Origin of the sequence: Devosia sp. XK-2 (genome assembly GCF_037113415.1) — a bacterium.
Taxonomy (GTDB): Bacteria; Pseudomonadota; Alphaproteobacteria; order Rhizobiales; family Devosiaceae; genus Devosia.
This window is the reverse complement of record NZ_CP146608.1, coordinates 679,057-704,707: the sequence shown is the minus strand read 5'-3', so window position 1 is coordinate 704,707 and position 25,651 is coordinate 679,057. Positions and strand designations below refer to the sequence as shown.

Here is a 25,651-nt window from a genome sequence, read left to right as displayed (position 1 = left end):
CTCTAGTTTGACGCGAAGTTCTGTTGGGCGAGGATCACCGCGCCGTGCAGAGGTTCGTATTTGGGCAGAGCGACAAAGTCACCATAGCGTTGCTGCAGGGCCGGGAACAGGCGCTGGCCCAGTCCGCCGACAATGGCCATGACCGTGGCGCCATGACCTTTGAACCAGCGCACATAGGTGTCGACATAGCCCAATTCGATGTCGAGAAGCTTGAGAGCCACCGGGTCGTTGCGCTCCAGGTGATCAAACCAGAGCGGCATCAACTTGCCGAATTCGCCCGGCGCGCGGCCGACCAGCGCATCGTCGCAGCCTTCGGTGCCGTCGCGGCTCAGCAGTTTCAGGTCCATTTCGGTGGCAAAAGACCATGTCATGACGGCCTGATTATTGCCGCCCAGAGCCGCGATCACCGCCTTGGTCAGGGGGGAGGTTTCGGCAAGGCCGTCTTCGGCTTCGATAGAATAGCGGACCAGTTCACGGCCCAGAATGGCGCCGCTCATCTGGTCGCCGATATGGAACCCCCAACCGCCGGCCTGGTGGCGGGTGCCGCCAACGATGGACATGGCGGCCGAGCCGGTACCGATAATGACCACGCCGCCCTCGCCGCCGCCCAGCGCGCCGGCATGGGCAATGTCGATATCGTCATAGACTTTGACGCCGGCAAAGGGCCATGGCCGGGCTGCAAAGGCGTGACGGGCCGAATCCATGCGCCCGCCTGCCATGCCGAAACAGGCATAGGTATTTGCGGCCTCGGCAAAATCGAGCCCGGCAGCCTCGAAGACGTCGCGGGCTCCGGCACTGATGGCCTTATAGGCCGGCTCGCCGCCATCAATCTGCAGGTTGGAGCGGCCGTTCTTGACCTCTGCCAGCGTTTCGAGCTTCTCGTTGGCCAAGCGTATGCGGCAATTGGTACCGCCTCCGTCAACGCCAAGGTAATATCGCAGCACGAAAAGCATCTCCGTGAGTGTGTGGGAATCAAAAGACGCCGAGCGCGAAAGCCCCGCCCTGTCGCTCCCAGACTAGGTGGTCAATTCGGCGCGGACCATAATGCGAAAGGCGCTAAGACGAAAGTAGTAGGCCCAAGAAAATGTCGTTGCCGTACCGCCCGCTTGCTTAACCCCTCTGCAAATGCGGAATCGAGCGGAACGGGTTGCCATCACCGTTCGTTTGGAGCCAAGATTATCAGGACGGGAATGGGCCGCAGCGGCGCCCGAAAGAGAGCTCTCCATGACGCGACATTGCCTTGTGCTGGGCGGGGCCCGCTCGGGAAAAACCGCATTTGCCGAAAGGCTGGCGCTGCATGCTGGCGCCAAACCTGCCTATCTGGCGACGGCCACCGTTCTCGATGCGGAAATGAATGAGCGGGTGAGCAGCCATCAGGCCGTCCGAGGCGAGCGCTTCACGACGATCGAAGAACCGCTCGAATTGTCCCATGCCATCCTCAAAGCGGGCAAGGCCCATGACGTCATCCTGGTCGACTGCCTGACGCTATGGATCACCAATCTGCTGCTGGCCAACGAGGATGTCGCAACCGCTGTCAGCGAACTCTATGCCACACTCGCGGAAATCCAGCAGGCCAAGGTGATTCTGGTATCGAACGAAGTGGGCCTCGGGATCGTGCCCGACAATGCCATGGCCCGCACCTTCCGCGACCTGGCCGGATCGACCCATCAGCGATTGGCCGAAATCTGCGACGATGTCTATTTCGTTGCCGCCGGATTGCCCTTGACCCTGAAGGGCAATGCGCCCGACCCGGTCAGCTGACAAGCAGCATCAGGGCAATGATACTGCCGAAACCGAGCAGCACATCGAGGGTGCGGCGATAGAGCAGCAGCGCCAGCATGATATCGCTGGCGCCCAGCGCCGCCTTGCCGGTTCCGAAGACCGGCAGGTCCACCAGTTCGCCCTCATAATAGCGCGGTCCGCCAAGTTGAAAATTCAGCGCACCGGCAAAGGCCGCCTCGGGCCAGCCGGCATTTGGAGAATCGTGCTTTGCAGCGTCCCGCCGGGCCGTCGCCCAGGCCTTGCCCGGACTGGCACCAGGGGTGAAAAAGCAGGCCAGCGTGATAAGCATGGCGGTCAACCGCGCCGGTATCCAATTGAACACGTCGTCGAGCCTTGCGGCGGCCCAGCCATAATCGCGGTAACGGTCATCGAGATGGCCGATCATGGAATCGGCTGTGTTGACGGCCTTGTAAACGGCAATGCCCGGCAGGCCGAAGAGCAGCAGGAACAGCCAGGGCGCAACGACACCGTCCGATGTGCTTTCGGCCAGTGTTTCGACCGCGGCCCGGGCGACACCCGCCTCGTCAAGGGTTTGCGGATCGCGCCCGACAACGTGGCTGACGGCTTCGCGTCCGGCAGCGAGGGATGTGCGCAGGGCCTCCGAGACCGCCTCGACAGCTCGTCCCAGTTCCTTCTGTGCCAGAAATGTGGTGGCCAAAAGCATTTCGACCACCCAGCCCAGCGGAATCCAAGACAGAATGGTGCGGATGCCGACAGTGACGATCAGGACGGACAGGAGCAACAAGCCCAGAGCTACAACGCCTGCAAGCTTGCGCTGGGAAGGTGTGCGGCTGGTGGTATTGAGGCGCTTCTCGCAGAAATCGATCAGGGTGCCGAACCACATGACTGGGTGGCCAATGGTATTGGCAAGCTTCTGCGGATAGCCAAACTGCCGTTCAATAGCGAGCGCCAAAGGCGATATCAGAGGGTCCATGGGCTAGATCTCTATCGGCGCGGCAAGCGCCAGCAACTGGTCAATATCGATATGGGTTTCGAGATGGTTCGCAAGACCATCCAGCGCCATTTCCACGCCCGCCTCGAAGGCCAGGTCGGCGTTGGCATGGGCCCCCAGAAAGGCGCGACGGAAGCTGTCGGCGGCAAAAAGCCCGTGGAGATAGGTGCCCATGACGCGGCCATCGGGGCTCACAGCACCCTCGGGTGTGCCGCCGATCTGGGCAAACGGTCTTTGCGTATCCGGACCCGAGGTTACCCCCATATGCATATGGTAACCGGTCAGCGGCTCATTGGTGAGCAGATGCACGGCCTGCTCGATCCGCAATTGCTTGGCCGGCGCCAGGACCGTGTCGACAGCGAGCAGGCCAAGACCCTCGCTCGTGCCAGGGGCGCCCTCGATCCCTTCAGGGTCGGCTATGGTTCTGCCCAGCATTTGATAGCCGCCGCAAATGCCCATGACCTGCCCGCCCGAGCGGTGGTGCGCGAGAATGTCGATGTCCCAGCCATTGGCGCGCAGGGCGGCCAGATCGGCGCGCGTGGCCTTGGAGCCCGGCAAAAGAACAAGATCGGCATCGCGCGGAATAGGCCGACCCGGTTGTACCAGGGTCAGCGTGATGCCCGCTTCGGCACGCAATGGATCGAGATCGTCGAAATTGGCAATGCGCGGCAGCCGCGGCACGGCGACGTGGAAACGGCCGGAGCCGCCGGAATAGGCATCGAGCGCCAGCGCATCCTCTGCCGGCAATTTCGCGGCATCGGCAAAATGAGGCACCGGGCCAAAGCAGGGCCGCGCCATGCGTTCGGCCAGAAACGACTTTCCCGCCTCGAACAGGGCCGGATCGCCAAAGAAGCGGTTGATCAGGCTGGCCCGGACCAGGTTTGCATCCGCCGGGTCGATCACCTCCAGCGTCCCCACCAGGGCGGCGATGACACCGCCGCGGTGGATATCGCCAATCAAAACGACCGGCACATGGGCCGCCTGGGCAAAGCCGAAATTGGCAATATCGCCCTCGCGCAGATTGACCTCGGACGCGCTACCGGCCCCTTCGACCAGGATATAGTCCACTTGCGCGGCCAGCTCCGAAAATGCGGCCAAGACTTCAGGCATGAGCTGGGCGCGGTCCGCCCAATATTGCCGCGCGCTGAGGCTAACGCGCCGCCGGCCGCGCACGACCACCTGGGAACCGGTCTCCCCCTCAGGCTTGAGCAGGACCGGGTTCATCGCCGTAACGGGATCGCGTCGCGCTGCCCGGGCCTGCAGCGCCTGGGCGCGGCCGATTTCGCCGCCATCGCTGGTGACGGCGGCATTGTTGCTCATGTTCTGCGGCTTGAACGGCGCGACCCTGAGGCCCCGATTGGCCAGGGCCCGGCAAAGACCGGCCACAATCAGTGACTTGCCTACATCGGAGCCGGTACCCATGAACATCAAGGCTTTGGTCATATTAACACCCCGCCATTTGAGCATAGCTCAAATGGCCTCCTTGCCTCCAATCGCGCCACCGGCCCGATTGGCCCTTCGGGACGGCGCGGAGCCCATGAACATCAAGGCTCTGGTCATGGTAGTCTTATGCACGTGAGATGACGTGGGCGTAAGACCCCATGACCCGGCCCGCAACCGCCCCCATAGACGGCTGCCGGATGCCTTCGGCATCGAGCGCTTCGAAAAGCGGCGGCAAGCCGGTCTGTTTGGCGGAGGAGTAGTGGAACTCATGGCCATTGAGCCCGGCGGGCCAAGGCAAGGCGCTGTCGTGCAACAACCGGCGATACCCCAATATGCGCTTGGGCCGGTCGATACGCGTGGTGACCGGCAAAAGGCCGCTCATGGTGTGTGTGGTCCCGTCCTTGTCGACCAGCGCCTCTCCCATAACCATGAAGCCACCGCATTCGCCATAAATCAGCGCCCCCCGATCTTTGGCCCTATGCAGACCCGCATGAAACCGGCCGGCCGCACTGAGGGCGCCACCATGCAGTTCCGGATAGCCGCCGGGCAGGAAGATGGCGTCCGCCGCATCGGGTGGGCCCTCATCGGAGAGGGGCGAGAAAAAGCTCAGTTCGGCACCCCCGGCGCGCCAACCATCGAGCAGGTGCGGATAGAGAAAGGCAAAGGCCTTGTCGCGTGCAATGGCCATGTGTTGCCCCAGGGGCGGCAAAGCCGCAGGTGGCATTCCCTCATCCGACAAGGACGTCGAGAGGGACAGAATGGCGTCGAGATCGACAAAGTCGCTGACCACCTGGGCGGCGTGGCCAAGAAAGGCGGAGAAGTGATCTATTTCCGCCGGCAGAACCAAACCCAAATGCCGTTCCGGCATGGCCAGTTCCGGCCGCCGGGGGATGGCGCCGAGACAGGGCAGGCCGGTCCCCTTCAATGCAGAAACCAGCATACGCTCGTGCCGGGCGCTGGCGACGCGATTGAGTATGACGCCCGCAAGGCGAACACCCTGCCGCCAATGAGCAAAACCCGAAACCAGCGGCGCGACCGATTGACTGTGCCGATCGGCATCGACGACAAAAACAACCGGCAGTCCAAGTATTTCGGCCAGATCGCCGGTGGACCCATTTCCGTCCGCAGCGGCATCGAACAGGCCCATGGCACCTTCGACCACCAGCAGATCGGCGCCGGTCGCCTGCTGGGCGGCGAGAGCCCGCAACTGGGGGTGAGACATGGCCCAGGGGTCGAGATTAATGGCCTCGCGCCCAGCGGCGAGGCCCGAAAAGTGCGGATCGATATAGTCAGGGCCCGACTTGGCTGGCGCCACCAGCAGCCCGCGACGGCGCAGCGCCGCCAGCAGCCCAAGGGTCAGAACCGTCTTGCCGGAGCCCGAGCGGGGTGCGGAAATGATAACGCCTTTAGCCAAAGACATGTCTGCGCACCTCAGCGACATACCAGTGTAATGCACCGCGATAGCGGGCAACCGGGCCTATAACGATGATGGCCGGAGTGGGCACATCGACGAGTGCGCCGGCTTCGCCCAAACTCGTTTCAAGAACCGACTGGTCTGGATGCGCGAGATTGGAAACAATGGTCACAGCCTCATCGGCCCTGCGCCCGGCGGCAAGCAATTGCGCCGCAATGGTTGGAAGGTGCCTGACCGCCATATAGAGGACAATGACCGGGGCAGCCTGGGCCACGGCCGGCCAGTTGACGGTGCCGGGAACGGCGCCGGTTTCGTCGTGGCCAGTTACAAAAATGACGGCGTGATTGGTTTCGCGGTGCGTGACCGGAAGGCCGGCATAGGCAAGGCCGCCCAAGCCCGCTGAAATGCCTGGGACAATACGAAAGGGAATATGCGCCTCGGCTAAGGCCCCGGCCTCCTCACCCCCGCGTCCAAACATGAAGGGGTCGCCGCCCTTGAGGCGCAAGACCCGCTTGCCCGCCCTGGCAAGTTCGATCAGACGTATGGTGATGTCAGCCTGTTTGGGCGAAGGCTTGCCGCCGCGCTTGCCGGCATGGATACGCTCAACGCGATCCGGCGCCAATGTCAGAATGTCAGTCGAGACCAGTGCATCATGTATGATGACATCGGCCTGGGCCAGCGCGTGAAGAGCCAGAAGCGTCAACAGACCGGGGCCACCCGGGCCAGCGCCGACCAGCCAGACGCTACCGGGTTCGAAAGGCGGAAAATCGGCTTTGTCCAGACGGGCGAAGAGTGCTTCAGCCATATCTGCGCTCCCGCACTTGAGCGTAGCAGGCGCCACGGGCAAATTGGGACCAAGCAATGGGTCGCGTAGAATGAAAATCCTTATCCTGGGTGGTACGAGCGAGGCGCGGCAACTGGCTGACCGCCTGACCAGCCTGGGCCACGACGTCATCACCTCGCTTGCCGGCCGCACGCAGGATCCGATATTGCCCGCGGGCCGGTTGCGCATGGGCCATTTTGGTGGCGTTCAGGGGCTCTGCGCTTTTCTCCGCGCTGCCAATATCGAGTGTCTGGTGGATGCTACCCATCCCTATGCCAGCCAAATATCCGGCAATGCCGTGGCCGCCGCAGCGGCGACGGGTATCAGGCTGGTGCGGTTGCTGCGGCCGGCCTGGGCACCGCTGCCGGGCCAGCATTGGACGGTCGTCCGCTCGGCTAAAGAGGCCGCAGATGCCCTGCCCCGCCACGCCAATGTCCTGCTGACCACCGGACATAGCGGGCTCGCAACCTTTCTCGAGCGGCAGGATTGCCAGTTCTTTGTGCGCCTCATCGAACCGCCCAATGTGGCGATGCCGAAAAATGCGCAACTGGTCCTCGACCGTCCGCCCTACAATCTGGCCGGGGAACTGACGCTCATGCAACGTCATGGCATCACCCATCTGGTCAGCAAGAATTCCGGCGGCGGGCAGACGGCGGCGAAGCTGGAAGCGGCGCAACAATTGGGGGTGGTCGTTTTGATGGTCGCACGTCCCATTTATGACCCCGCAGAAGAGGTGGAAACCGTCGAAGCCGCCATTTCTGCCTTGAGCGCGGCGGGGGCATAGCGGCATTGCGCCAAGGCGCAGGTGACATTGGCGCCGCGGCGTTTTTCGACCAGCAAAGGACCAAAGTGCAGGGCCGCAGCCTCGGCCACCGAGCCATGTCCGATATGACCGGCCACCTGCAAAGACGGGTTCGGGACGGGGGTGAGAAGGTTTACCGCCGCGACCGGCAGGATGGGCACATTCAGGAGGCCAGCCACCTCGGCCAATGCCGGATACGCCTGCTTGCGATCCAGCGTCGCCAAAGCCAGGATATCGGAACGGGCCAAACCGGCTTCGGCAAGGCAGGTGTCGAGCAGGTCCAGGAGGTCCGCGCCGCTGGCCTTCAGACGCAGGCCGATGCCGGCGACGATGCCAGCATTGGCGCGAGTGGAAAAAACCGGCCGACCACCGGAGATTTGATCGATCATGATCGCCTCGTTCGAACGAGGCAGCTTCACTCAAAAACCGGAGCAGCCCCGGGCTTGGCCCCGCAAATTGGTCGACCGCACCGGGCTCTGTTTCAGTTCCATCATGGGAACGCTGCGCTGGTTCCGGTTGTAAGAGGGGGAAAGTGCTTGGTCAATCAATGGCTTGCAACAAAGCCACGCAGATCGGAATGCTTCTGAAAATCGTTCGCAAATACAATGGCTTGCGAGCAGGCCAGGTGTCCGCTAAGGCCTCCATTCGGGACACAAGGAGAGCACCATGGCGGCCAACCGCACCCTGGCCATAGCCGCATCGAGCATTGTCGTCGGGCTGATCGTTCTGGGCCTGAAATTTCTCGCCTGGTGGCTGACCGGTTCTATCGCGCTCTATTCGGACGCGCTTGAATCGATCGTCAATGTAGTGACAGCGGTGGCTGCATTGATCGCGGTCCGCCTGGCCCAGCGGCCTGCCGATGCCAGCCTGCCCTATGGCTATCACAAGGCAGAGTATTTCTCCGCCGTGCTGGTTGGGGTGATGATCATCGTGGCTGCGATCCTCATTCTGCGCGAAGCGGTGAACGGCTTTATAGCGCCGGAAATGCCCGATGCGCCGGTGCAGGGCTTGGCCGTCAGCGGCGTGGCCACTGCGATCAACCTGGTCTGGGCGCTGGTGCTGCGGCGTCAGGGCCGAATTGCTAGATCGCCAGCCATTGCCGCCGATGGCAAGCATCTGATGACCGATGTGATCTCGACCTTCGGCGTGCTGGCGGGGCTGGCGCTGGTCTACCTGACCAGTTGGGCCCGGCTCGACGCCATTTTGGCCGTCCTGGTGGCGCTCAATATCCTCTGGTCTGGCTGGGGCGTCATCCGCGATAGCGTCGGCGGGTTGATGGATGTGGCCGTGCCCGAGGACACGCAGAAGGTCATTCGCGAGGTCATTTCGGTCAACGCTGACGGCGCCATCGAGGCCCATGACGTCCGTACGCGGCAGGCCGGCAAGATGACCTTCATTGACTTTCACCTGGTGGTGCCGGGAACGATGAGCGTGGATGCAGCGCATACGATCTGCGACACGATAGAGGCCAAGCTGCGCGAGGCCGTCAGGGACGTGCAGATCACCATCCATGTCGAGCCCGAAGAGAAGGCCAAGCATGCCGGAATTGTGGTTCTCTGATAGCCTTGCCGACAGGCGTGGCCGCAGGCACAATTCGCGCATGCGCGGCCTCGTCCTTTTTGCCCTATTGCTGGTCACCTTCCCCGCCCTGGCACAGTATTGGGATCACTACGCCAATGCGCGTTTCGGCTATGAAATCGACGTGCCGCCCGATTTCGTCGGGCAGGGCGCGAGCGACAATGGCGATGGCCAGCTATTTTACCGCCTCAGAGCGGAGCAGGAGCTTGCCATATGGGGCGGACAGCTCCTGGAAAGCTTCGAATCCGAGGTTGCGCAGCGGCAGAGCTTTGCCAGCGCGGAGAACTGGGCACTGACCTATCAGGCGTCGACGCCGCAATGGGCCGTATTTTCCGGCCAGAGAGACCATCGTATCTTCTATCAACGAATGATCGCGCTTTGCGATGAAGCAAGCTATGCGGCCTATCGCGTCGAGTACAATATCCGCGACCTGGCCGATATGAACGCTATTATCGATGGGCTGAATCGTTCTCTGCAGGCGACCGGCTGCTAGAATTCGACCCCTTTTTGCGCTTTCACGCCGGCGCGGAAATGATGCTTGATCTCGGTCATTTCGGTGACGAGATCGGCGATTTCGATCAACTCGTCCTTAGCATTGCGCCCGGTGACGATGACATGCTTGTCCACAGGCTTATTGCACAGGGTTTCGAGCACTTCGTCGAGCGGCAGGTAGTCGTAGCGCAGGCAAATATTGAGTTCGTCGAGCAGGACCATGTCGTAACCGGGATCGGCGATCAGCGCCTTGGCCTGATCCCAGGCCTTGCGGGCGGCGGCCAGGTCGCGCTGCCGATCGGCGACATCCCAGGTGAAGCCCTCACCCATAGCATTAATGGTCACCTGGTCGGGGAACTTGTCGAGGACCGTGCGCTCGCCGGTGTTCCAGACCCCTTTGACGAATTGCACCACGCCCACCCGCATGCCGTTGCCCAGCGCACGGAAAACCATGCCGAAGGCGGCCGTCGACTTGCCCTTGCCCTTGCCGGTATGGACAATGAGCAGGCCCTTTTCCTCGGTCTTAGTTGAGAGGATCTTGTCCCGCGCCGCCTTCTTTTTCTTCATCTTTTCAGCGTGATAGGCGTCACGCTCCGCCTCGGTCATGAGGTCGGTCTTCTTGGCGGGTTTGTCAGTCATGCAGAGTGCTCCGCGTGTTCGATGATCATTCGCGCCGCTTGTTCGGGCGCAATATCGGTCGTGTCGATGGTCAGGTGATGGGGATGGGCGATGCGCAGCAATTGGCGCGTCTCGCGCACATTTCTGGCACCAGCAGCGTCCGTCATTTTGAGGCGTTGCTCGCGCTCAGGGGACGGGATGCGGATGTCATGTGCCGAATCGGAAGCCACAAGGGTCACGGGCACAAAACAGGCGCGGCGTTGCTCGGCCGCACTTTGCACCTCGGCAAAGGCCTGCCTGTCCATTGGGTCAGCGTCCATCAGCGCGTTGGTCAGAACGAAGCTGGCATCCGGGCGAGCCAGTTCTGTCATGGCGATCAGGGCTTGGCGCCTGATGGTCATGATCAGGTCCCAGGCGCGCTGCGGTATCTTGGTTCGTCCATCTTCCCGGATCAGCGAAAAAATGACGTTGTTCGCCAAATGGTTGTCAAAGACGCGGGCGCCGGTGGCCTCGGCAATGGCGCGGGCAATCGTCAGCTTGCCGACACCATAGTGGCCAATGAGATAAATGACGGTGTTGTTCATGCGTCCCCCGACAGCAAAGCATAAGCGGAATTGGTCCGGGGCGACCAGAGTCCGCGTTCGCGCGCCTCATTGAACTTGGCAATCAGCTCTTCATAGCCATGGGCGTTCGCCTGTTTGAGCCAGTCGCGGACGGCGCTGTCGTCAATGAAGGCTTCGAAGGCGAGGTCGAAATGGTGTGTCTTGACCGCGCCGGTGGTGGCGGCGAAGGCGAACATGAAGTCGACCGTGGCGATGACTTCGAACGCGCCGCGATAGCCGTGGCGCATCACCCCGGCGATCCATTTGGGATTGACCACACGGCTGCGCATGACATGGCTAACCTCTTGTTCCAGCGAGCGGATTTTTGGCGTCTCCGGGCGGGAATGATCGTTGTGATAGGCTGCGGGCCTGTGGCCGGAAAGGGTTTCAGCGGCGGCAGAAAGGCCGCCTTCGAACTGGTAGTAATTGTCACTGTCGAGCAGATCGTGTTCGCGATTGTCCTGATTGTGAACGACCGCATCGATCCCGCCGAGGCGGGCGCGGAAACGGTCATGCATGGGGATGCCGGCGGCGGTGGCGCCATAGGCATATTGGCCCCAGGCGAGGACCTGATTGCCGAGGTCAGCCTTGTCCGACCAGTTACCGGTATCGATCAACTGGCCCAGACCGACGCCATAAGTCCCTGGTTTGGAACCGAAAATTCTCGCACCGGCGGCGAGTGACGCTTCACTTTCCGACTTACCCTCCGCCATCAAACCTAGTGCCTCGGTGCGCATTCTTGCGGCGATTGGGTTGTCGTCCTCGGGCTCGTCAAGGGCGCCGATGGCGCGGATGGCCCGATCGAACAAGGCGATCTGGGCTGGGAAGGCATCGCGAAAAAAGCCGGAAATTCTGAGGGTTACGTCGACTCTCGGCCGGCCAAGCCGGGGCAGAGGAATGATCTCATAGCCCGCGACGCGGAGGGAGCCGGGGTCCCAGGTGGGGTGGGCGCCGATGAGGGCCAGGGCCTGGGCGATGTCGTCGCCGCCAGTGCGCATATTGGCGGTGCCCCAGACCGAAAGCGCGACCGATCTGAGGTGGTGACCATGGTCCTGAAGGTGGCGAAGAACGAGGCTTTCGGCGGATTTTCTTCCGAGTTCCCAAGCACTTGGCGTGGGGACAGTGCGGGCGTCGATGGAGTAGAAATTGCGGCCGGTGGGCAAAACATCGAGGCGGCCGCGAGAGGGGGCGCCGGAGGGGCCGGGGGCGACGAATTTGCCGTCCAGCGCGTCGAGAAAGGCCACCATTTCAGCCGGCCCGGAGGCAGAAAGTCGTGGTTTTATAAGGGTTTCGACCGTATCGAGAACGGCACGGGTGACGGGCCAGTCGGGAGGGCAGGTGCGCGCGCCAGATACCAGGTCGGCAGCGATGAGTTCGAGCTGTTCGACCACATCGCCGACCCGGCGCAGGGGTCCTGGAGCTGCTTGATGAATGGATTGTGAATGCGGCAGGGCGGGACCCGACCACGGCTCGCCCAATTTGGCGGCGAGCGGGTCGAATCCAAGCTTGAGATCGTCGGCCAAAGCCCGGATCAGCGAGTTATCCCCGGGGGCGTCGCCGCGCGGTATTCTGGCCAATGCGACGGCAAGGTCTCGTGCGAAGCCTCCCGCGGGCGAGACCCCGAAGACATGCAGGCCATCGCGAATCTGCGCTTCCTTCAAGTCACACAGGAAGTTGTCGATCTTGATCAGGGCCTCGGTCTCGCTTTCGGGCAGGCCGATGTCCTGATCGAGCCGGCTGTCGCGAGTGAAATCGAGAATGCGGCGCTTGAGATCGTTCAGACGGCGCCGGTCCATGCCGGAGGCAGCGTAGTATTCATCAAGCAGGGCCTCAAGGTCCTTGAGGGGGCCATAGGTTGCAGCGCGAGTCAGCGGCGGCACAAGATGGTCGATGATGACCGCGCCGGTGCGCCGCTTGGCCTGGGTGCCCTCGCCCGGATCGTTGACGATGAAGGGGTAGAGGTGGGGCAACTGGCCCCAGAGTGCGTCCGGGTAACAGTCAGCGTCGAGGGCGGCGGATTTGCCGGGCAGCCATTCGAGCGTACCGTGCTTGCCATTGTGAACAAGCGCATGGGCGCTGAACCCGTGACGGAGCCAGAGATAGGCGGCGATATAGGCGTGGGGCGGGACCAGATTGGGATCGTGGTAGCTGGCGGTCTCGTCGAGGTGCCAGCCGCGCGCCGGCTGAAGCAGAATCACGACATTGCCGAAGCGGTGTGCAGGCAGATGGAAGGCTGCGTCGCGGACGAAGGGATCGGTTGCCGGATCACCCCAGCGGGTGGAGACGGCAGTGCGGATTTCTTCGGGGAGTTGCGCGAAGAGCTCGGTGTAGCGGGTGAGCGGGAGGATGGCATCGGAGGTGCCGCGCTGGGGGTTGGCGTTGGTGGGGCCGGATTGGAGGAGAGCGATGAGATCGGCGGAGGTGTGGGGGTAAAGTGCCGGCTCAGCACCCCCACCCCAACCCCTCCCCTCAAGGGGGAGGGGCTTTAGGCCGGTGGACGATAGCGCATACCCCGCCTTCTCCAGCTCCATCAGCATGCGCACCGTGCTTTCTGGGGCGTCGTAGCCGACGCCGTTGGCGAGGCGGCCGTCGCGGATGGGGTAGTTGGCGAGGACGATGGCGATGCGGCGGTTGGCGCGGGGCGTGTGCCGGAGGCGGGCCCAGTTGAAGGCGAGGTCGACGGCGCGTTTGATGCCGCCGCGATCGGGGGCATAGGCGGAGAGCGGGCATTGGGTGCGCTCATGCCAGACGGCATCGGATTTGTGACCGACAAGGATGCCGCCGATACGGCCGTCGACTTCGGGCATGACCAGATACATGGCCATGTCCTTGGAGGAGAGGCCCTGCGGATCGGCGGCCCACTGGGCCTCGGAGCGGCCGGACTGGATGAGCTGGATGACCGGGGCGTCGGTGCCGGAAAAGGGATTTGCTTTTTCGTCGAGATCGCCCACGCCCAAGGCAAAGGCCGTAAGGTTGAAAATGGCAGAGGGCGGGAAGGCAGCCAGCGCGTTCTGGACGAAGCGGGTGCAGGCGGCTTCCTTGAGCGACGAGACGAGCAAGGGCACGGGGGCCAGGCCGCGGGCTTCGAGTTCGGCAATGAGCGCTTCGAGGGTAGCGGTGCCGGCGCCTTCGAGGGCAGCACGATAGAAGAGGATGGGGATGTGGGGGGGCTTCTCCACGCTCGCAGTACCTGCCAATCGAGCAAAGCTCTCATGGCCTTCTCTCCTCAAATCGCTCCGCTGGAGCGATTTCCCCTCCGGGACGGCTCGAAGCCCCTCATCCGGCGCTGCGCGCCACCTTCTCCCCGAGGGGGAGAAGAATGGGCTGGTGCCTGCCGAGCTATCGTGGAGCGCGCGCAGACCCGCCTCGTCGGTGATGCCGGTGGCGGGATGCCAGAGGCCGAAGCGGGGGAAGGGTTGGGGTGATGTGTTGGTAAGGACCGCGCGCGTTTCACCCCCCACCCCATCAGCCAGTCGAGCACAGCTCTCCTGGCCTTCTTGCCTCAAATCGCTCCACTGGAGCGATTTGCCCTCCGGGACAGCTCGAAGCCCCTCAAGGGGGAGGGTGGGCAGGAGGGCGAGTTCGATGAAGCCCTTCAGAATCGCGTCGGCATTGTCGGGGCCGCCGGCGATGAACAGGCGGTGGAGCGTGGTCCAGTCGTCGGGGTGGATGCTGGAGCGATCGCGCAGGATGGGATCGGGATTGGCGTCGCCGGGGAGGAGAACGAGCGGAATTTTGCGGTTGGCGCAAAGGGCGGTGAGTTCATCGACGCCATATTGGAAATAGGCAATACCGCCGATGAGCCGCAGGACGACGAGACGGGCATGGGCCACCGTCTGCTCCAGCCACATATCGACCGAGAGATTATTGGAGAGCCGAAGGGTATTGGCTAGCCTGAGGCCATTCTCCCCTGCCCGGTCGGCGGCACCTGCCAACATGGCCAATTCGCTATCGGCCGAGGACGCGAATATATAGTCGCCGGGCGACTGCGCGAGGTCGATGGCCTCGCCCTCTTGCTGGATGGCACCGGCCTGGGCGGAGAGGAGATGCATCAGCGTTTCCGGCTATAGGGCATAGCGAGGATCGGGAGCGCCAGGGCGCCGCCAAGCGCAGACAAAAATCCGGCGGTGGGCTCGAACATGAAGAACTTCTCTGAAAATAGAGCGATCGGCAGTTGGGCGCCTAGTCCGCCGCAGAGTGCACCAATGGCCAAACACGCGCCAACGTGTTGCCAAACAGAGCCTATGACAGGCGAGACCCACCGATAGACAAAGGCGCCAACGAGCGCAGGTACTATCCCAAGCAGATAGGCGCCTGACAGCAACGCCCCGGCGGCTCCCCAGAGCGAGACCCAAATGCTGTACGACCAGCCAAAGAGAACCTGCATCCCGACGATGACCGGCAAGACTAAGGCAAAGATTATGCCCACCATTGGTCCAACCGCCACAATCAATGCCAAGCGCGCCTTGCCAGGCCGCACGATGTAGGCGCCAGGCGTCGTCACGCCGCCGCCTGCTCCAGGCTAGCCGTGATGGCAGCCCGATCAAGCGGCTGTTCGCCGATGACGACGAGGGCAGTCTCGCGCTTTTCGTCTTCCTTCCAGGGGCGGTCGAAATAGGCGGTGACGCGGGGGCCAACGGCCTGAATGGCGAGGCGGGCCGCGGCGCCGGGGATTGCGGCGAAGCCCTTCAGCCGCAGGACGTCATGGGCTTTGATGGTCTGCTCGATGGTGGCCAGCAGTTGATCCTTGCCCTGAATGCTGGGCAGGGTCAGCGAGAAGCTGTCGAAATCGTCGTGCTCATGGGTTTCGCCGCCATGCTCCAGTTCGTGATGGCTGGGGCGGTTGGCGATGTCGTCCTCGGAGGACATGCCGAGCCCTAAAAGCGCAGTGATATCGACATGACCATTGGCGGCGCGGACGATGCCGACGCCGGGACGCAGTTCTGCCTTGATGTTGTTCTCGACGGTTTCGAGCATGGCGGCATCGACAAGATCGGTCTTGTTGATGATGACCATGTCGGCGGCAGAAAGCTGATCTTCGAAGAGTTCGCCCAGGGGCGTTTCGTGATCGAGCATCTCATCCTTCCGCCGTTGTGCATCGACGGCGGCTTCGTCACTAGCAAAGCGACCCTCGGCCAAAGCGGCGGCGTCGGCGACGGTGACGACGCCGTCAATGGTAACCTGGGCCTTGATTTCGGGCCAGTTGAAGGCGCGGATGAGCGGCTGCGGCAGGGCCAGGCCAGAGGTTTCGATGACGATGTGATCAAACTTTTCGTCGCGGGCGAGCAAAGCCTGCATGGTGGGGATGAATTCATCGGCCACGGTGCAGCAAATGCAGCCATTGGACAGCTCGACCATATCCTCTTCGCGGCAGGTTTCGTCGCCGCAACCGGCCAGAATGTCCTTGTCGACGCCCAGATCGCCAAATTCATTGATGATAAGCGCTATGCGCTTGCCCTTGGGAGCGTGCGCCAGCATGTGGCGGACCAGCGTGGTCTTGCCGGCGCCGAGAAAGCCGGTGATGACGGTGGTGGGGATTTTGGCGCTCATGCGGTGGCTCCCTTTGCGGCGGTTGTTTCGGACATGGTCAGCCAGTCGTTGAGCTTGCCGAAGACCATGCCGAGAAGAAGCCAGAAGACCATGGATGTGCCCAGAGTGACGGCAGCAAATTCGGTGGCCAGATGGGCGGGAACGGCGCTGGGTTCATCGGGCGCGGCGGGCGCGCCGATGATATGGGGCGCGGCGACAAGCGCGACTGCCAGGGCGATAGCCCAGGCGGTCCGGGTTTTGGCCAGAACCAGGCAGGCCGCCCCGGTGGCCAGCACCGTGCCGGCCCACCAGACCTGGCGGGCGCCCAGATCGGCCGCGGGCATGCCGGGCAGTTCGGGTGCGAGGCCATAGGCGGGGGCCAAAGAGAAGGTGACGAAACCGGCAAAGCCCCAGAGCAGGCCATTGGCGAAGGTGATGGGAATCCCGGCGAACATGGAGACGGCGCCAATGATCAAGGCGAAGCCGGCAGCGGCCAGAACGGTGGCGAGGGTGGTATAAGCAGTGCGCTCGAAACCATCCTGCGGGACCCATTCTTCGGCCTCTTCTGTAGGCACTATGGCCTCGTCATGGCTATGCGCCGGCGTGCCCGCGCCATGGCTGTGGCCGCCTTCTCCCTCGAAGGTTTCGGCATGGAGGATCAGCGGGGTGACGCGGAAATGCTGGAGCGCCGCCGTGATCAGGCCAGCACAAAGGGCTGCGACCAGCGCAGCGAAAAACAGATTGCGAAACATTTTTATTCCCTGATTCTTTTGCTGTCGCGCGTGCAGAAGCCGGGCGGCATCCAACAGGCGCGATGGCCTGCCTTAGTGGCAGGGGAAGCCCATGGCGTGGCGGGTGTCGTGCGCGCCATTGTGCAGGCGATAATCACCAGCAAAGCCGGTGCCCACGAGCAGGGTCAGACCCAGCATGAGGGCAAGACCACCAGCAATGAGACGCTGGGACAGGGAAAGAGAGACCAGACCGGTCGAAACGGCGGAATTATTCATGTGGCACCCTCCGTGCACGGAATATGACAGGGCGAAATTGCCCGGTTTTCCTGAACTATCAGGGTGAAGGCAGGTCTCCTGGCTCACGGTGAATACAGCGCCCCCGCCTTCCCCGGCATATTGAATGCCGAGTGGCATTGGAGGGCGCCCACCGCTTACAGTTGCGGGGGCAGCCACGGAATTGGCCCCTGATGGGTACGCCACACCGTGTTCCCTATTAATCCCCTTGCCTTTTCGGGCGCGGGGAACCGTCACGGATCAAGACCTACGCCGGGGAGGGTTTGGGGTCAATCGCGGAAGTCGGGATGGGGATAGCCAATGGCGACGAAATCGACCCGCGCATTGACCGTTTCCAGCAGTGGATTGTCGGAACTGACCTCGCGATCGCCCGTGATGGCATCGATATCGACGCCCTGGGGATAGCTATCGGGGCTGAATGTCAGGGAGAGAATGCAGCCGCCGGGCAGGTCGGCCAGGGCCCCGCTCTGAAACCCGGCATGGCCGCCATAATCCCAGCCGAAGCCGCTCATGGTGAAGGGCTCGCCATTGATGGCCCGGACTTCGGCCACGCTCATGCCGGCGCGCACGCCACCGGGCCCGGCCAGCTTTGGCGGCAGTTCGGCAAAGCTGAGATCGGTGCGGTCTTCCTCGTTCCACCAGACAAATTGCAGGCGGCGCTTGGGATTGTCGCGGAAGACCTCGGTGGCGAGCATTTCGGTGCCTTCAGGGCCAGGAACCATGCCGGTCCAGACATTTTCAGCGCCATAAATCTCGATCAGCCTAGCCTCGGACGTATCGATGGCAAAGGCGCCCTCACAGGCGATTTCGGCTGCGGCGGCAGGCAGGGGCAGCAAGAGCAGTGCAACGAGGCAGGGGCGAACGGGCATGGCGTGATCTCCTCAGACGGCGCCAGAGTGGCGCGAAGCAAACTGGGGAACAAGAGGCGACTCGGTCTATGAACGGGCGCTGAAGAGAGGAGCCAGCCATGAAGCCGATTACGTTCAGCCGCGAGGAAACCAAGGCGATTGTAGCCGATATCCAGGACTATTTCCGCGAGGAGCTGGACCAGTCAATCGGCGCCATTCCGGCCGAAATGCTGATGCAGTTCTTTGCCGAGAAGATGGGGGCCTATTTCTACAATCGCGGGCTCTATGATGCGCAGGCGCTGGTGCGCAAGAAAATCGACGATGTGAGCGATGAGATCTTCTCGCTCGAGCAGGTGACCGGCTCGTCGCGCTAAAGAGCGAATGCAGGGCAGGTTTGCGCGGCGGCGCTTGCCAGCGGGACGGCGGAGGAGGAGATAAGCGAGACAGCCCCGGACCGGGGGCGATTCGGTTTTCCCTCAGGTGCATAATTGGGTTTCAACCTTGCCACGCTGGCCCCTATCGGGCTGCTGATTGCCTCGAACCTGTTCATGACCTTTGCCTGGTATGGGCATCTCAAATTTCCCGGCGCCACGCTGTGGATGGTGGTGCTGGTGAGCTGGGGCATCGCCTTTTTTGAATATTGGCTGGCGGTGCCGGCCAACCGGATCGGCTATGGGACCTATTCGGGGGCGGAGCTCAAGACCATTCAGGAGGTCATTTCCCTGACGGTCTTCGTCTTGTTCGCGGTGTTCTATCTGGGAGAGAAATTCACCTGGAACCACGGCATCGGCTTTGCGCTGATCGCGTTGGGCGCCTTTTTCATCTTCAAGGGCCCTTTGAAATAGGCCCCTCTCCCGCAAGGGGAGAGAGGCAACAGGGATATCAGCCCAGGCAATCGGCAATGCTGGCCGCCAGGCCACGCAAAAGCTCGGGATAAAGGTTCGGCCCTTCAGTGAGGGCGGCGCCCTCGGGATCGAGCGTGGCGGATTTGGCCCCGGTGCCTTCGATGATGGTGGCGACAATGGCCGGCTCGAAATTGGGTTCGGCGAAAACGCAGGTGGCGCCCAATTCCTTGACCCTGGCGCGCAATTGATCGATGCGGGCGGCGCCGGGCATGGCCTCGGGCGAGACGGTGATGGACCCGGCGACCGTCAGGTCAAAGCGGTTCTCGAAATATTGGTAGGCGTCGTGAAAGACGATGAAGGGCTTGCCTTCGACGGGGGCGAGGGTCTGCTGGAGTTCCTCGCTCAACAGATCGAGCCGCTCGAGCTCGGCCTCGGCATTGACCTGATAGGTCGTGGCATTGTCCGGATCGGCTTCGGCAAGGGTGGCGGCGATTTCCGTCACCATCAGCTTGGCATTGTCCGGGTCGAGCCAGAAATGCATGTCGCCTTCGCCGTCTTCGTGATCCGCGTGATCTTCGTCGTGGGCATGATCATGGTCGTGGTCATGGTCGTGGTCGTGGTCGTCGTGGGCATGGCCATCGTCATCGTGCATATGCGCTTCAAAAGTGCCGCCCTCGCGAACGGGGAGCAGATTGATGCCGGGCGCTTCGGCCAATTCGATGACCCTGGCATCGGTCGACAAAGTCTCAAGCGCATCAGCAAGGAAAAGCTCCATGCCGTGGCCGGTCCAGAAGACGATATCGGCGCTTTCCAGCGCAGCCGCATCGGAGGGGCGCAGGGAATAGGTGTGAGGGGAATTGGCACCCTTGACCAGAAGCGTGGGCGTGCCCAGATCGCCCATGACGGCGGCGACGAGCGAATGAATGGGCTTGGTCGAGGCGACAACGGCCGGCGCGGCCCAGGCGGTACCCGTCAACAGAATGGATGCGAACGCGGCGAGGGTGAGAGGGGTGCGGAACATCGTCTGGCCTCTTGGCAAGGGGGAAATCGGAAGCGATATGTTATGTTATTACGCTTGCGGCGGTGTTATGCTATAACGTATTCAATGCCGTCAAGAGTGCATTTGCGGTCGCGGGGTGATGTTTGCCCTCCAGGCGCCCGGCCGCAGCACCCCTACCCCGACCCTCCCCTTGAACGGGAGGGAACGAAGGAGCCGAGCCGCCCGATGCTGCAGCGAGCCGATAGAGAAACTCTCATTACCCTAGCCGGTGCCGGTGTGCGCCGGGGTGGGCGCGTGCTGGTGGAAGGGGTGGACCTGACCATTGCGCGCGGCGAAATCGTGACGCTGATCGGGCCCAATGGCTCGGGCAAATCGACCACGGCCAAGATGGCGACGGGCGTGCTCAAGCCGAGCACGGGCACAGTGACCCGCAAGCCCGGGCTGAGGGTGGGCTATGTGCCGCAAAAGCTCAGCATCGACTGGACCTTGCCGCTGACGGTGGAGCGGCTGATGACGCTGACGGGGCGATTTTCGCCCCAGGCCATTATGGCGGCGCTGGACGCGGTGGGCGCAACCCGGCTGCTCAAGGCCGCCGTGCAGGAACTTTCGGGCGGCGAGTTTCAGCGCGTGCTGTTTGCACGGGCGATGATCCGCAAGCCGGACCTGCTGGTGCTCGATGAACCGGTGCAGGGCGTGGATTTTTCCGGCGAAGTGGCGCTGTACCAGTTGATCCGGCAGATCCGCGACACGACACAGGCCGGTATATTGATGATTTCCCATGACCTGCATGTGGTGATGGCGGAGACCGACACGGTGATCTGCCTCAACGGGCATGTCTGCTGCCGGGGCACGCCCAGTGCGGTCAAGACCAGCCCCGAATATCTGCGCCTCTTCGGCGATCGCGCCGGCTCGGCGCTGGCGCTTTACGAGCACCACCATGACCATGAGCATCACGACGATGGGTGCGTGGTGGGCGCGGAGCATGGGCACGAACATGTGCATCACCACCATGAACATGGGGAGCATGGTCATGGGCATTGAGATGATCGTGTCACCCCCGCCCAACCTGCCATTGGACGAACAGCGCTCTAAATACAGCACGGCACTTTCCGCATCGCCTCCCTCCCCTTTGAGGGGAGGGATCGAGGGCGGGGGTCCGTCGGTGGAACACCGTACCACCCCCCACCCCAGCCCTCCCCCTCAAGGGGGGAGGGAGCAGCAGAACTCCGAGGTTTGGCGCGGAAGGGCAGAGCATGTTCGGTGATTTCTTCTCGCGAGCTCTCATCGCCGGTGTCGGCCTTGCTGCCGTGACCGGGCCGCTGGGCTGTTTTGTCGTCTGGCGGCGCATGGCTTATTTCGGGGATACGATGGCCCATTCCGCGCTATTGGGCGTGGCGCTCTCGATCCTCCTCTCGGTCAATGTGACGCTGGGCGTGTTCGCCGTGGCCGCGCTGGTGGCCGGGGCACTGCTGCTGCTGCAAAAGCAGAACACGCTGTCCACCGACGCTCTATTGGGCATCCTCAGCCATTCGAGCCTGGCGGTCGGCCTCGTCATTGTCGGCTTCCTGACGCAAGTGCGGATCGACCTGATGGGATTTCTGTTCGGCGACATTCTGGCCGTGTCGGTGGAGGACATTGCCATCATCTATGGTGGCGGCGCCGCGATCCTGGCCATTCTGGTGCTGAACTGGCGGCCCTTGCTGGCAGCAACAGTGAGCCCGGAGCTGGCCGAAGCCGAGGGATTGAAGCCCGAAGTCAGCCGGATCATTCTGATGGTGCTGATGGCCTCGGTCATCGCCATTGCCATGAAGCTGGTGGGCGTCCTGCTGATCACCTCATTGCTCATCATCCCCGCAGCGACGGCGCGACGGCTGAGCGCGACGCCGGAAATGATGGCCATGGTTGCGGCGCTGCTGGGCGGCCTGTCGGTTGTTGGCGGCTTGTTCGGATCGCTGACCTGGGATACCGCTTCGGGACCGTCCATCGTGGTGATGGCGCTAGCGCTGTTTCTCGTGTCGCTGGCGGTGCCGACGGCGCGGCTTTTTGGCAGGAGAGAACATAATGGCACATGACCATCCCATGCCGGCGGACCTGACCCGCAACCAGGAACTGGTGCTGGGCACGCTCAACCATGCCCCTGCGCCGCTTTCGGCCTATGACATTCTCGACCAATTGCGCGGCGAAGGCCTGCGGGCGCCACTACAGATCTACAGGGCACTGGACAAACTGGTTGAGCGCGGGCTGGCGCATCGGCTGGAATCGCTCAATGCCTTCGTTGCCTGCGCCGACGAACATTGCCATCGCAAAGGCCTGATTGCCTTTGCCATCTGCGAGGCCTGCGGCAAGGTGGACGAGTTCGCCGACGCTGTGATCGAAGAGCGGCTGGGCGACTGGGCCGGACGGACCGGCTTCAAGGTGGAGCGCACGACCATGGAAATTCGTGGGAAATGCGCGGAGTGCCTCAAGGCGGCCTGACGGGGAACGGTGCTGCCATTCTCGAGCAGAACGCTCCACCTTGCTCGCTCCAATGGATTTAGCCACGGCCAATTTCGGCCTTGCTACCAGCCATTCGAGCCGCCACTCGACCGCAGGTCTCGTGGCCTACTTCCCTCTGGGCATGCCACCGGCATGCCCAGCCCTGCGGGACGGCGCGGAGTCTCATGGCCTTCTCCCCTAGAGCTTGTTCGATTTGATCGGAATCGGTGGGTCCTGCGCCTCCCTCCCCCTTGAGGGGAGGGATCGAGGGAGGGGGTGGTTTTGTGGGTCACCGATGGCCCCCCACCCCCAACCCCTCCCCTCAAGGGGGAGGGGAGCAACTAACCGCGCGTTTCCGCCAGAAACTGACAGAGTCTAGCCGACAAAGCTCAGGAAACGTATCGCCGCCGCGCCATATTCGCGGGTGTCTTCCAGCTCGAAGCCGGGCGGAATGGTGACCTCGGCATCGACGGCTTCTTCCCAGACAATGGTGGCGCCAGGGGCGATCCAGCCATTTGATGCAAGTTCGGCCAGCGCCTTTTCGCCCAGGCCCTGATTGTAGGGTGGATCGAGAAAGATAAGGTCGAACTGTCCGAATGTGCCGGGCGTGCCGAGGGCCGTCGCATCGCGGCGCAGCAGCTTGGTAATGCCGGCGACGCCAAAGGCCTGAATGTGATCGCGGATCAGGCCGCGGGACTCAGCGCCGGTATCGACGAAGGTGACGTGGTCGGCGCCACGCGACAATGCTTCCAGGCCCAGGGCGCCTGTGCCGGCGAAAAGATCGAGCACACGCTTGCCAGCAAGGGCCGGACCGAGCCGTGAGCCCAATATGTTGAACATGGATTCGCGGGCACGGTCCGATGTCGGACGAATGCTATCGTCCGATGGCGAAGTCAGCTGCTTACCGCGAAATTTCCCAGCGACGATGCGCACGACCTAGCCCCGCGGCTTGCGGGGGCCTGTCGGGCGGCCTCCTGCGGGACGACCACCGGTGGGGCGATTGCCCGATGGGCGACCACTTGCGGGCCGGGCACCGGGCTTACCACCAAACGGCTTGCCGCCGGGGCGCCCGCCCTGGGGGCGATCACCAAAGGGTTTGGCGCCATCGCGCTTGCCGGCAAAGGGCTTGCGATCGCCGAAGGGCTTACCGCCCGGAGCACCATCGCGGCGCGGGGGACGGCCTTCAGATCGACCTTCGGGACGCGGACCGCGCGCCGGCTTATCGCCATAGGGGCGCTGGGACCGATCGCCAAAGTCGCGTTTGGGACGATCTGAAAAGCCGCCACGGGCCGGCTTGTCCCCAAAGTCGCGTTTTGGGCGATCGCCAAAATTGCCGCGAGCGGGCTTGTCGCCAAATGCACGTTTCGGTCGATCTTCGAAGCGACCTTCGGGACGCGGACCACGCGCCGGGCGGTCACCGAAATCGCGTCTTGGACGGTCGCCGAAATCACGCTTGGGGCGATCACCATCAGGCCGGCGGCCTTCGCCGCGATCTGGCCGATCCCCGCGGTCGGAACGAGCAGCGGGTCTGCCGAAGCTGCGGGCAGGCTGGTCGTCGCGATCGGCGCGCTGACGACCGGGTCCTTTGGGCTCGTAGGCCTCGGGGGCGCGGCCCTCATCGTTTTCGAAGTGTACGCGGCGGACGCGGACGGGCCGCTCTTCACGATCGTCGCGGGAACCGCGGGGACCGGCATCGCGGCCGGCAGGACGCGGACGCAGCGGCGCCCTGTCGCGCGGGGAGCGGACCGGACGGTCGTCGCGCGGGGCGGGCTGGACCATGTCGGGCGCTTCGCTTTCAAAATCGACGCCGGCGGATTCGGCCAGTTTCTTACCGAGCTGGTCGCGCAGCATGCGGGATTTGACCATTTCCACGCCGCCTTCGGGCAGATCGCCCAACTGGAACGGACCATAGGAGATGCGGATCAGGCGATTGACCTCGAGGCCGAGCGAACCCAGGACGTTCTTGACCTCGCGGTTCTTGCCCTCGCGCAGGCCCAGAACCATCCAGACATTGGAGCCCTGCTCGCGCTCGAGCGTCGCGGTGATCGGGCCATATTGGACGCCATCGACGGCGATGCCATGCTTGAGACTATCGAGCTGGGCCTGGGTGACCTGGCCAAAGGCGCGGACGCGATAGCGGCGCAACCAGCCGGTGGATGGCAGCTCGAGCACCCGTTTCAAACCGCCATCATTGGTGAGCAGAAGCAGGCCTTCGGTATTGATATCAAGGCGGCCAACGGTGAGCACGCGCGGCAGGCCCTTGCGATCCAGCTCCTCGAAAATGGTGGGGCGACCTTCGGGGTCCTTTTCGGTGACGACCAGACCGGCCGGCTTGTTGTAGAGCCAGACACGCGTGCCCTGTCGCGCTGCGAGCGGCAGGCCATCAACTTCGATCTTGTCACGGCTGGTGACGTTAAAGGCCGGGGTCAGGACGGTTTTGCCGTTGACGGCCACGCGGCCATCGGCAATCCAGCCTTCAGCATCGCGGCGGGAGCAGAGGCCGGCCCGGGCAATGACTTTTGCCAGACGATCGGCGGTTTCGGGCTGTTTGGATGTGTCGCTCATTGGAGCACTTTCTGACATGCGGGACCCATAATGTCCGCAGCGGGGATCGCTGGGACGGGCGGCGCGGTAAAAAGATAAAGCGGCCGGATGATCCGGCCGCCGATAGTCTTGAAAAGGCCCGGTGCCCTAAAGACCGGTTTCGGTCGTGCTCAACTTGGCATCCTGCGTGCCCAAAATTGACGAGGTTGGCCCCTGGACCTGCAGCGCCTTGCGCACATCGGCGGGGCAGCGGTCGTCGCGCAGCGAAACCAACTCGCCCGAGGCCGCGCGGCAAACCAACTGCGCATCGCCCACGCGGGTGAAATATTCAGCCGGCGGCAGATAGAGCGGACGATCATTATTGGCGGTGACGGTCATGTTGGCCCGCTGCATGCGCGCAGTGAGTTGCCGCGCTTCGGCTTCGGTCAAGGGCCGGCCGCCGAGCGTGCGCATATCCACCACGCGCGCATCGCGCAGCAGGCGAATGTCGGCTTCGCTGAGATTGGAGGTGTCGATCTGCACGGTGTCGCTATTGGCGGGCAATTGCGCCGCGGCCACCTGGGTGGTCGGTGCGGGCAGAGCGCCGGTGGATTTGGGCAGGACCAGAGGCGCGCGCGCCGCGGTCAAATCTTCCTTGGGCGGATCGCCGGGGATGAGGCCAACGCCGCGGGCCGTGGTATTGAGTACTTCGCGCTCGAAGGTGCCGAAGTCGCTGAGCGCATTGGTGCCTTCCACCGTGGTGCAGGCGCCAAGTGCCAGGGTCGCAACGAGCCCCAGGGCCGCCAGACCCGCACGCGCGGCGGCAGAAATGGCAGCACTCTGCCTGGACAATGCAATAGGCATGCAAATTCCCTTACGATATCGGCGGCTTCTATAGCG

At 63.1% G+C, this 25,651-nt stretch carries 27 protein-coding genes and 1 riboswitch; of the genes, 9 read left to right on the top strand and 18 right to left on the bottom strand.

What is annotated here, in order from left to right; genetic code table 11:
* Positions 1-2: 2 nt before the first annotated feature.
* Entirely contained in the window at positions 3-944 is a 942-nt protein-coding gene (locus V8Z65_RS03435; protein WP_338722547.1) for a BadF/BadG/BcrA/BcrD ATPase family protein, read from the bottom strand.
* 280 nt (positions 945-1,224) lie between these two features.
* On the opposite strand from V8Z65_RS03435, the gene cobU reads away from it, so the two are divergent.
* The gene (gene cobU, locus V8Z65_RS03430) at positions 1,225-1,761 is read left to right on the top strand and encodes a bifunctional adenosylcobinamide kinase/adenosylcobinamide-phosphate guanylyltransferase (RefSeq protein WP_338722546.1); all 537 of its coding nucleotides are present in this window, start codon (positions 1,225-1,227) and stop codon (positions 1,759-1,761) included.
* On the opposite strand, the gene cbiB is transcribed toward cobU, so the two are convergent.
* From cbiB to cobA, 4 genes are all read right to left on the bottom strand, one after another.
* A complete protein-coding gene (gene cbiB, locus V8Z65_RS03425; RefSeq protein WP_338722544.1) occupies positions 1,754-2,716 on the bottom strand; it encodes an adenosylcobinamide-phosphate synthase CbiB in 963 nt (320 codons plus the stop codon). The genes cobU and cbiB overlap by 8 nt on opposite strands.
* Before the next feature lie 3 nt (positions 2,717-2,719).
* Positions 2,720-4,177: a cobyric acid synthase gene (locus V8Z65_RS03420; RefSeq protein ID WP_338722542.1), complete on the bottom strand. Its 1,458-nt coding sequence runs from the start codon at positions 4,175-4,177 to the stop codon at positions 2,720-2,722.
* Positions 4,178-4,301: 124 nt separating this feature from the next.
* The gene (locus V8Z65_RS03415) at positions 4,302-5,597 is read right to left on the bottom strand and encodes a cobyrinate a,c-diamide synthase (RefSeq protein ID WP_338722540.1); all 1,296 of its coding nucleotides are present in this window, start codon (positions 5,595-5,597) and stop codon (positions 4,302-4,304) included.
* Complete coding sequence (gene cobA / locus V8Z65_RS03410; protein ID WP_338722538.1) at positions 5,584-6,396, bottom strand: uroporphyrinogen-III C-methyltransferase; 813 nt, start codon at positions 6,394-6,396, stop codon at positions 5,584-5,586. The genes V8Z65_RS03415 and cobA overlap by 14 nt, the downstream gene beginning before the upstream one ends.
* A 70-nt stretch (positions 6,397-6,466) precedes the next feature.
* On the opposite strand from cobA, the gene V8Z65_RS03405 reads away from it, so the two are divergent.
* On the top strand, positions 6,467-7,198 hold the full coding sequence (locus V8Z65_RS03405) for a cobalt-precorrin-6A reductase (protein WP_338722537.1): 732 nt from the start codon (positions 6,467-6,469) through the stop codon (positions 7,196-7,198).
* Here V8Z65_RS03405 and V8Z65_RS03400 read toward each other — a convergent pair.
* Positions 7,129-7,605, bottom strand: a complete 477-nt coding sequence (locus V8Z65_RS03400; RefSeq protein ID WP_338722535.1) for a cobalamin biosynthesis protein — start codon at positions 7,603-7,605, stop codon at positions 7,129-7,131. The genes V8Z65_RS03405 and V8Z65_RS03400 overlap by 70 nt on opposite strands.
* 277 nt (positions 7,606-7,882) lie before the next feature.
* Between V8Z65_RS03400 and V8Z65_RS03395 the strand changes: the two genes are divergently transcribed.
* Together V8Z65_RS03395 and V8Z65_RS03390 are read left to right on the top strand one after the other, a co-directional pair.
* Complete coding sequence (locus V8Z65_RS03395) at positions 7,883-8,776, top strand: cation diffusion facilitator family transporter (protein WP_338722533.1); 894 nt, start codon at positions 7,883-7,885, stop codon at positions 8,774-8,776.
* Positions 8,777-8,816: 40 nt separating this feature from the next.
* A complete protein-coding gene (locus tag V8Z65_RS03390; RefSeq protein ID WP_338722531.1) occupies positions 8,817-9,287 on the top strand; it encodes a hypothetical protein in 471 nt (156 codons plus the stop codon).
* Here the strand turns inward: V8Z65_RS03390 and cobO are convergent.
* The 8 genes from cobO to V8Z65_RS03350 all read right to left on the bottom strand — a co-directional run bounded on the left by cobO (position 9,284) and on the right by V8Z65_RS03350 (position 17,929).
* Positions 9,284-9,925 (bottom strand): cob(I)yrinic acid a,c-diamide adenosyltransferase, encoded by a 642-nt coding sequence (gene cobO, locus V8Z65_RS03385; protein WP_338722530.1) that lies wholly within the window; start codon positions 9,923-9,925, stop codon positions 9,284-9,286. The genes V8Z65_RS03390 and cobO overlap by 4 nt on opposite strands.
* A complete protein-coding gene (locus tag V8Z65_RS03380) occupies positions 9,922-10,488 on the bottom strand; it encodes a hypothetical protein (RefSeq protein WP_338722529.1) in 567 nt (188 codons plus the stop codon). Before V8Z65_RS03380 ends, cobO begins: the two co-directional genes overlap by 4 nt.
* Positions 10,485-14,558, bottom strand: a complete 4,074-nt coding sequence (gene cobN / locus V8Z65_RS03375) for a cobaltochelatase subunit CobN (protein WP_338722528.1) — start codon at positions 14,556-14,558, stop codon at positions 10,485-10,487. Before cobN ends, V8Z65_RS03380 begins: the two co-directional genes overlap by 4 nt.
* On the bottom strand, positions 14,558-15,010 hold the full coding sequence (locus V8Z65_RS03370; RefSeq protein ID WP_338722527.1) for a hypothetical protein: 453 nt from the start codon (positions 15,008-15,010) through the stop codon (positions 14,558-14,560). Before V8Z65_RS03370 ends, cobN begins: the two co-directional genes overlap by 1 nt.
* On the bottom strand, positions 15,007-16,056 hold the full coding sequence (gene cobW / locus V8Z65_RS03365) for a cobalamin biosynthesis protein CobW (protein WP_338722526.1): 1,050 nt from the start codon (positions 16,054-16,056) through the stop codon (positions 15,007-15,009). The genes V8Z65_RS03370 and cobW overlap by 4 nt, the downstream gene beginning before the upstream one ends.
* Positions 16,053-16,787, bottom strand: coding sequence for a CbtA family protein (locus V8Z65_RS03360; protein WP_338722524.1), 735 nt, complete (start codon positions 16,785-16,787; stop codon positions 16,053-16,055). Before V8Z65_RS03360 ends, cobW begins: the two co-directional genes overlap by 4 nt.
* A 72-nt stretch (positions 16,788-16,859) precedes the next feature.
* On the bottom strand, positions 16,860-17,042 hold the full coding sequence (locus V8Z65_RS03355) for a CbtB domain-containing protein (RefSeq protein ID WP_338722523.1): 183 nt from the start codon (positions 17,040-17,042) through the stop codon (positions 16,860-16,862).
* Positions 17,043-17,092: 50 nt separating this feature from the next.
* A riboswitch (cobalamin riboswitch) is annotated at positions 17,093-17,310 on the bottom strand.
* Between the two features lie 19 nt (positions 17,311-17,329).
* Complete coding sequence (locus V8Z65_RS03350) at positions 17,330-17,929, bottom strand: hypothetical protein (RefSeq protein WP_338722521.1); 600 nt, start codon at positions 17,927-17,929, stop codon at positions 17,330-17,332.
* A gap of 98 nt (positions 17,930-18,027) precedes the next feature.
* On the opposite strand from V8Z65_RS03350, the gene V8Z65_RS03345 reads away from it, so the two are divergent.
* Entirely contained in the window at positions 18,028-18,282 is a 255-nt protein-coding gene (locus tag V8Z65_RS03345) for a DUF2164 domain-containing protein (protein WP_338722519.1), read from the top strand.
* Between the two features lie 114 nt (positions 18,283-18,396).
* Positions 18,397-18,753 carry a DMT family protein gene (locus V8Z65_RS03340; RefSeq protein WP_338722518.1) on the top strand — a complete coding sequence of 119 codons (357 nt, stop codon included), beginning with the start codon at positions 18,397-18,399 and terminating at the stop codon, positions 18,751-18,753.
* 37 nt (positions 18,754-18,790) lie between these two features.
* On the opposite strand, the gene V8Z65_RS03335 is transcribed toward V8Z65_RS03340, so the two are convergent.
* Positions 18,791-19,774, bottom strand: coding sequence for a zinc ABC transporter substrate-binding protein (locus V8Z65_RS03335; protein ID WP_338722517.1), 984 nt, complete (start codon positions 19,772-19,774; stop codon positions 18,791-18,793).
* Between the two features lie 204 nt (positions 19,775-19,978).
* On the opposite strand from V8Z65_RS03335, the gene V8Z65_RS03330 reads away from it, so the two are divergent.
* The 3 genes from V8Z65_RS03330 to V8Z65_RS03320 all read left to right on the top strand — a co-directional run bounded on the left by V8Z65_RS03330 (position 19,979) and on the right by V8Z65_RS03320 (position 22,228).
* On the top strand, positions 19,979-20,794 hold the full coding sequence (locus V8Z65_RS03330) for a metal ABC transporter ATP-binding protein (protein ID WP_338722516.1): 816 nt from the start codon (positions 19,979-19,981) through the stop codon (positions 20,792-20,794).
* Positions 20,795-21,006: 212 nt separating this feature from the next.
* Positions 21,007-21,825: a metal ABC transporter permease gene (locus tag V8Z65_RS03325; RefSeq protein ID WP_338722515.1), complete on the top strand. Its 819-nt coding sequence runs from the start codon at positions 21,007-21,009 to the stop codon at positions 21,823-21,825.
* A complete protein-coding gene (locus V8Z65_RS03320) occupies positions 21,815-22,228 on the top strand; it encodes a Fur family transcriptional regulator (protein ID WP_338722514.1) in 414 nt (137 codons plus the stop codon). Before V8Z65_RS03325 ends, V8Z65_RS03320 begins: the two co-directional genes overlap by 11 nt.
* 375 nt (positions 22,229-22,603) lie before the next feature.
* Here the strand turns inward: V8Z65_RS03320 and rsmD are convergent, their stop codons facing one another.
* From rsmD to V8Z65_RS03305, 3 genes are all read right to left on the bottom strand, one after another.
* Positions 22,604-23,161 (bottom strand): 16S rRNA (guanine(966)-N(2))-methyltransferase RsmD, encoded by a 558-nt coding sequence (gene rsmD, locus V8Z65_RS03315; protein ID WP_338722513.1) that lies wholly within the window; start codon positions 23,159-23,161, stop codon positions 22,604-22,606.
* 3 nt (positions 23,162-23,164) lie between these two features.
* Positions 23,165-24,793, bottom strand: a complete 1,629-nt coding sequence (locus V8Z65_RS03310; RefSeq protein ID WP_338722511.1) for a pseudouridine synthase — start codon at positions 24,791-24,793, stop codon at positions 23,165-23,167.
* Between the two features lie 126 nt (positions 24,794-24,919).
* Positions 24,920-25,615 carry a hypothetical protein gene (locus V8Z65_RS03305; protein ID WP_338722509.1) on the bottom strand — a complete coding sequence of 232 codons (696 nt, stop codon included), beginning with the start codon at positions 25,613-25,615 and terminating at the stop codon, positions 24,920-24,922.
* Positions 25,616-25,651: the final 36 nt, after the last annotated feature.

Excerpts from the sequence above, each read along its gene's own strand:
- cobU (WP_338722546.1), top strand. The coding sequence starts at position 1,225 with ATGACGCGACATTGCCTTGTGCTGGGCGGGGCCCGCTCGGGAAAAACC.
- cbiB (WP_338722544.1), bottom strand. The coding sequence starts at position 2,716 with ATGGACCCTCTGATATCGCCTTTGGCGCTCGCTATTGAACGGCAGTTT.
- V8Z65_RS03420 (WP_338722542.1), bottom strand. The coding sequence starts at position 4,177 with ATGACCAAAGCCTTGATGTTCATGGGTACCGGCTCCGATGTAGGCAAG.
- V8Z65_RS03415 (WP_338722540.1), bottom strand. The coding sequence starts at position 5,597 with ATGTCTTTGGCTAAAGGCGTTATCATTTCCGCACCCCGCTCGGGCTCC.
- cobA (WP_338722538.1), bottom strand. The coding sequence starts at position 6,396 with ATGGCTGAAGCACTCTTCGCCCGTCTGGACAAAGCCGATTTTCCGCCT.
- V8Z65_RS03405 (WP_338722537.1), top strand. The coding sequence starts at position 6,467 with ATGAAAATCCTTATCCTGGGTGGTACGAGCGAGGCGCGGCAACTGGCT.
- V8Z65_RS03400 (WP_338722535.1), bottom strand. The coding sequence starts at position 7,605 with ATGATCGATCAAATCTCCGGTGGTCGGCCGGTTTTTTCCACTCGCGCC.
- V8Z65_RS03395 (WP_338722533.1), top strand. The coding sequence starts at position 7,883 with ATGGCGGCCAACCGCACCCTGGCCATAGCCGCATCGAGCATTGTCGTC.
- V8Z65_RS03390 (WP_338722531.1), top strand. The coding sequence starts at position 8,817 with ATGCGCGGCCTCGTCCTTTTTGCCCTATTGCTGGTCACCTTCCCCGCC.
- cobO (WP_338722530.1), bottom strand. The coding sequence starts at position 9,925 with ATGACTGACAAACCCGCCAAGAAGACCGACCTCATGACCGAGGCGGAG.
- V8Z65_RS03380 (WP_338722529.1), bottom strand. The coding sequence starts at position 10,488 with ATGAACAACACCGTCATTTATCTCATTGGCCACTATGGTGTCGGCAAG.
- cobN (WP_338722528.1), bottom strand. The coding sequence starts at position 14,558 with ATGCATCTCCTCTCCGCCCAGGCCGGTGCCATCCAGCAAGAGGGCGAG.
- cobW (WP_338722526.1), bottom strand. The coding sequence starts at position 16,056 with ATGAGCGCCAAAATCCCCACCACCGTCATCACCGGCTTTCTCGGCGCC.
- V8Z65_RS03360 (WP_338722524.1), bottom strand. The coding sequence starts at position 16,787 with ATGTTTCGCAATCTGTTTTTCGCTGCGCTGGTCGCAGCCCTTTGTGCT.
- V8Z65_RS03355 (WP_338722523.1), bottom strand. The coding sequence starts at position 17,042 with ATGAATAATTCCGCCGTTTCGACCGGTCTGGTCTCTCTTTCCCTGTCC.
- V8Z65_RS03350 (WP_338722521.1), bottom strand. The coding sequence starts at position 17,929 with ATGCCCGTTCGCCCCTGCCTCGTTGCACTGCTCTTGCTGCCCCTGCCT.
- V8Z65_RS03345 (WP_338722519.1), top strand. The coding sequence starts at position 18,028 with ATGAAGCCGATTACGTTCAGCCGCGAGGAAACCAAGGCGATTGTAGCC.
- V8Z65_RS03335 (WP_338722517.1), bottom strand. The coding sequence starts at position 19,774 with ATGTTCCGCACCCCTCTCACCCTCGCCGCGTTCGCATCCATTCTGTTG.
- V8Z65_RS03330 (WP_338722516.1), top strand. The coding sequence starts at position 19,979 with ATGCTGCAGCGAGCCGATAGAGAAACTCTCATTACCCTAGCCGGTGCC.
- V8Z65_RS03325 (WP_338722515.1), top strand. The coding sequence starts at position 21,007 with ATGTTCGGTGATTTCTTCTCGCGAGCTCTCATCGCCGGTGTCGGCCTT.
- V8Z65_RS03320 (WP_338722514.1), top strand. The coding sequence starts at position 21,815 with ATGGCACATGACCATCCCATGCCGGCGGACCTGACCCGCAACCAGGAA.
- V8Z65_RS03310 (WP_338722511.1), bottom strand. The coding sequence starts at position 24,793 with ATGAGCGACACATCCAAACAGCCCGAAACCGCCGATCGTCTGGCAAAA.
- V8Z65_RS03305 (WP_338722509.1), bottom strand. The coding sequence starts at position 25,615 with ATGCCTATTGCATTGTCCAGGCAGAGTGCTGCCATTTCTGCCGCCGCG.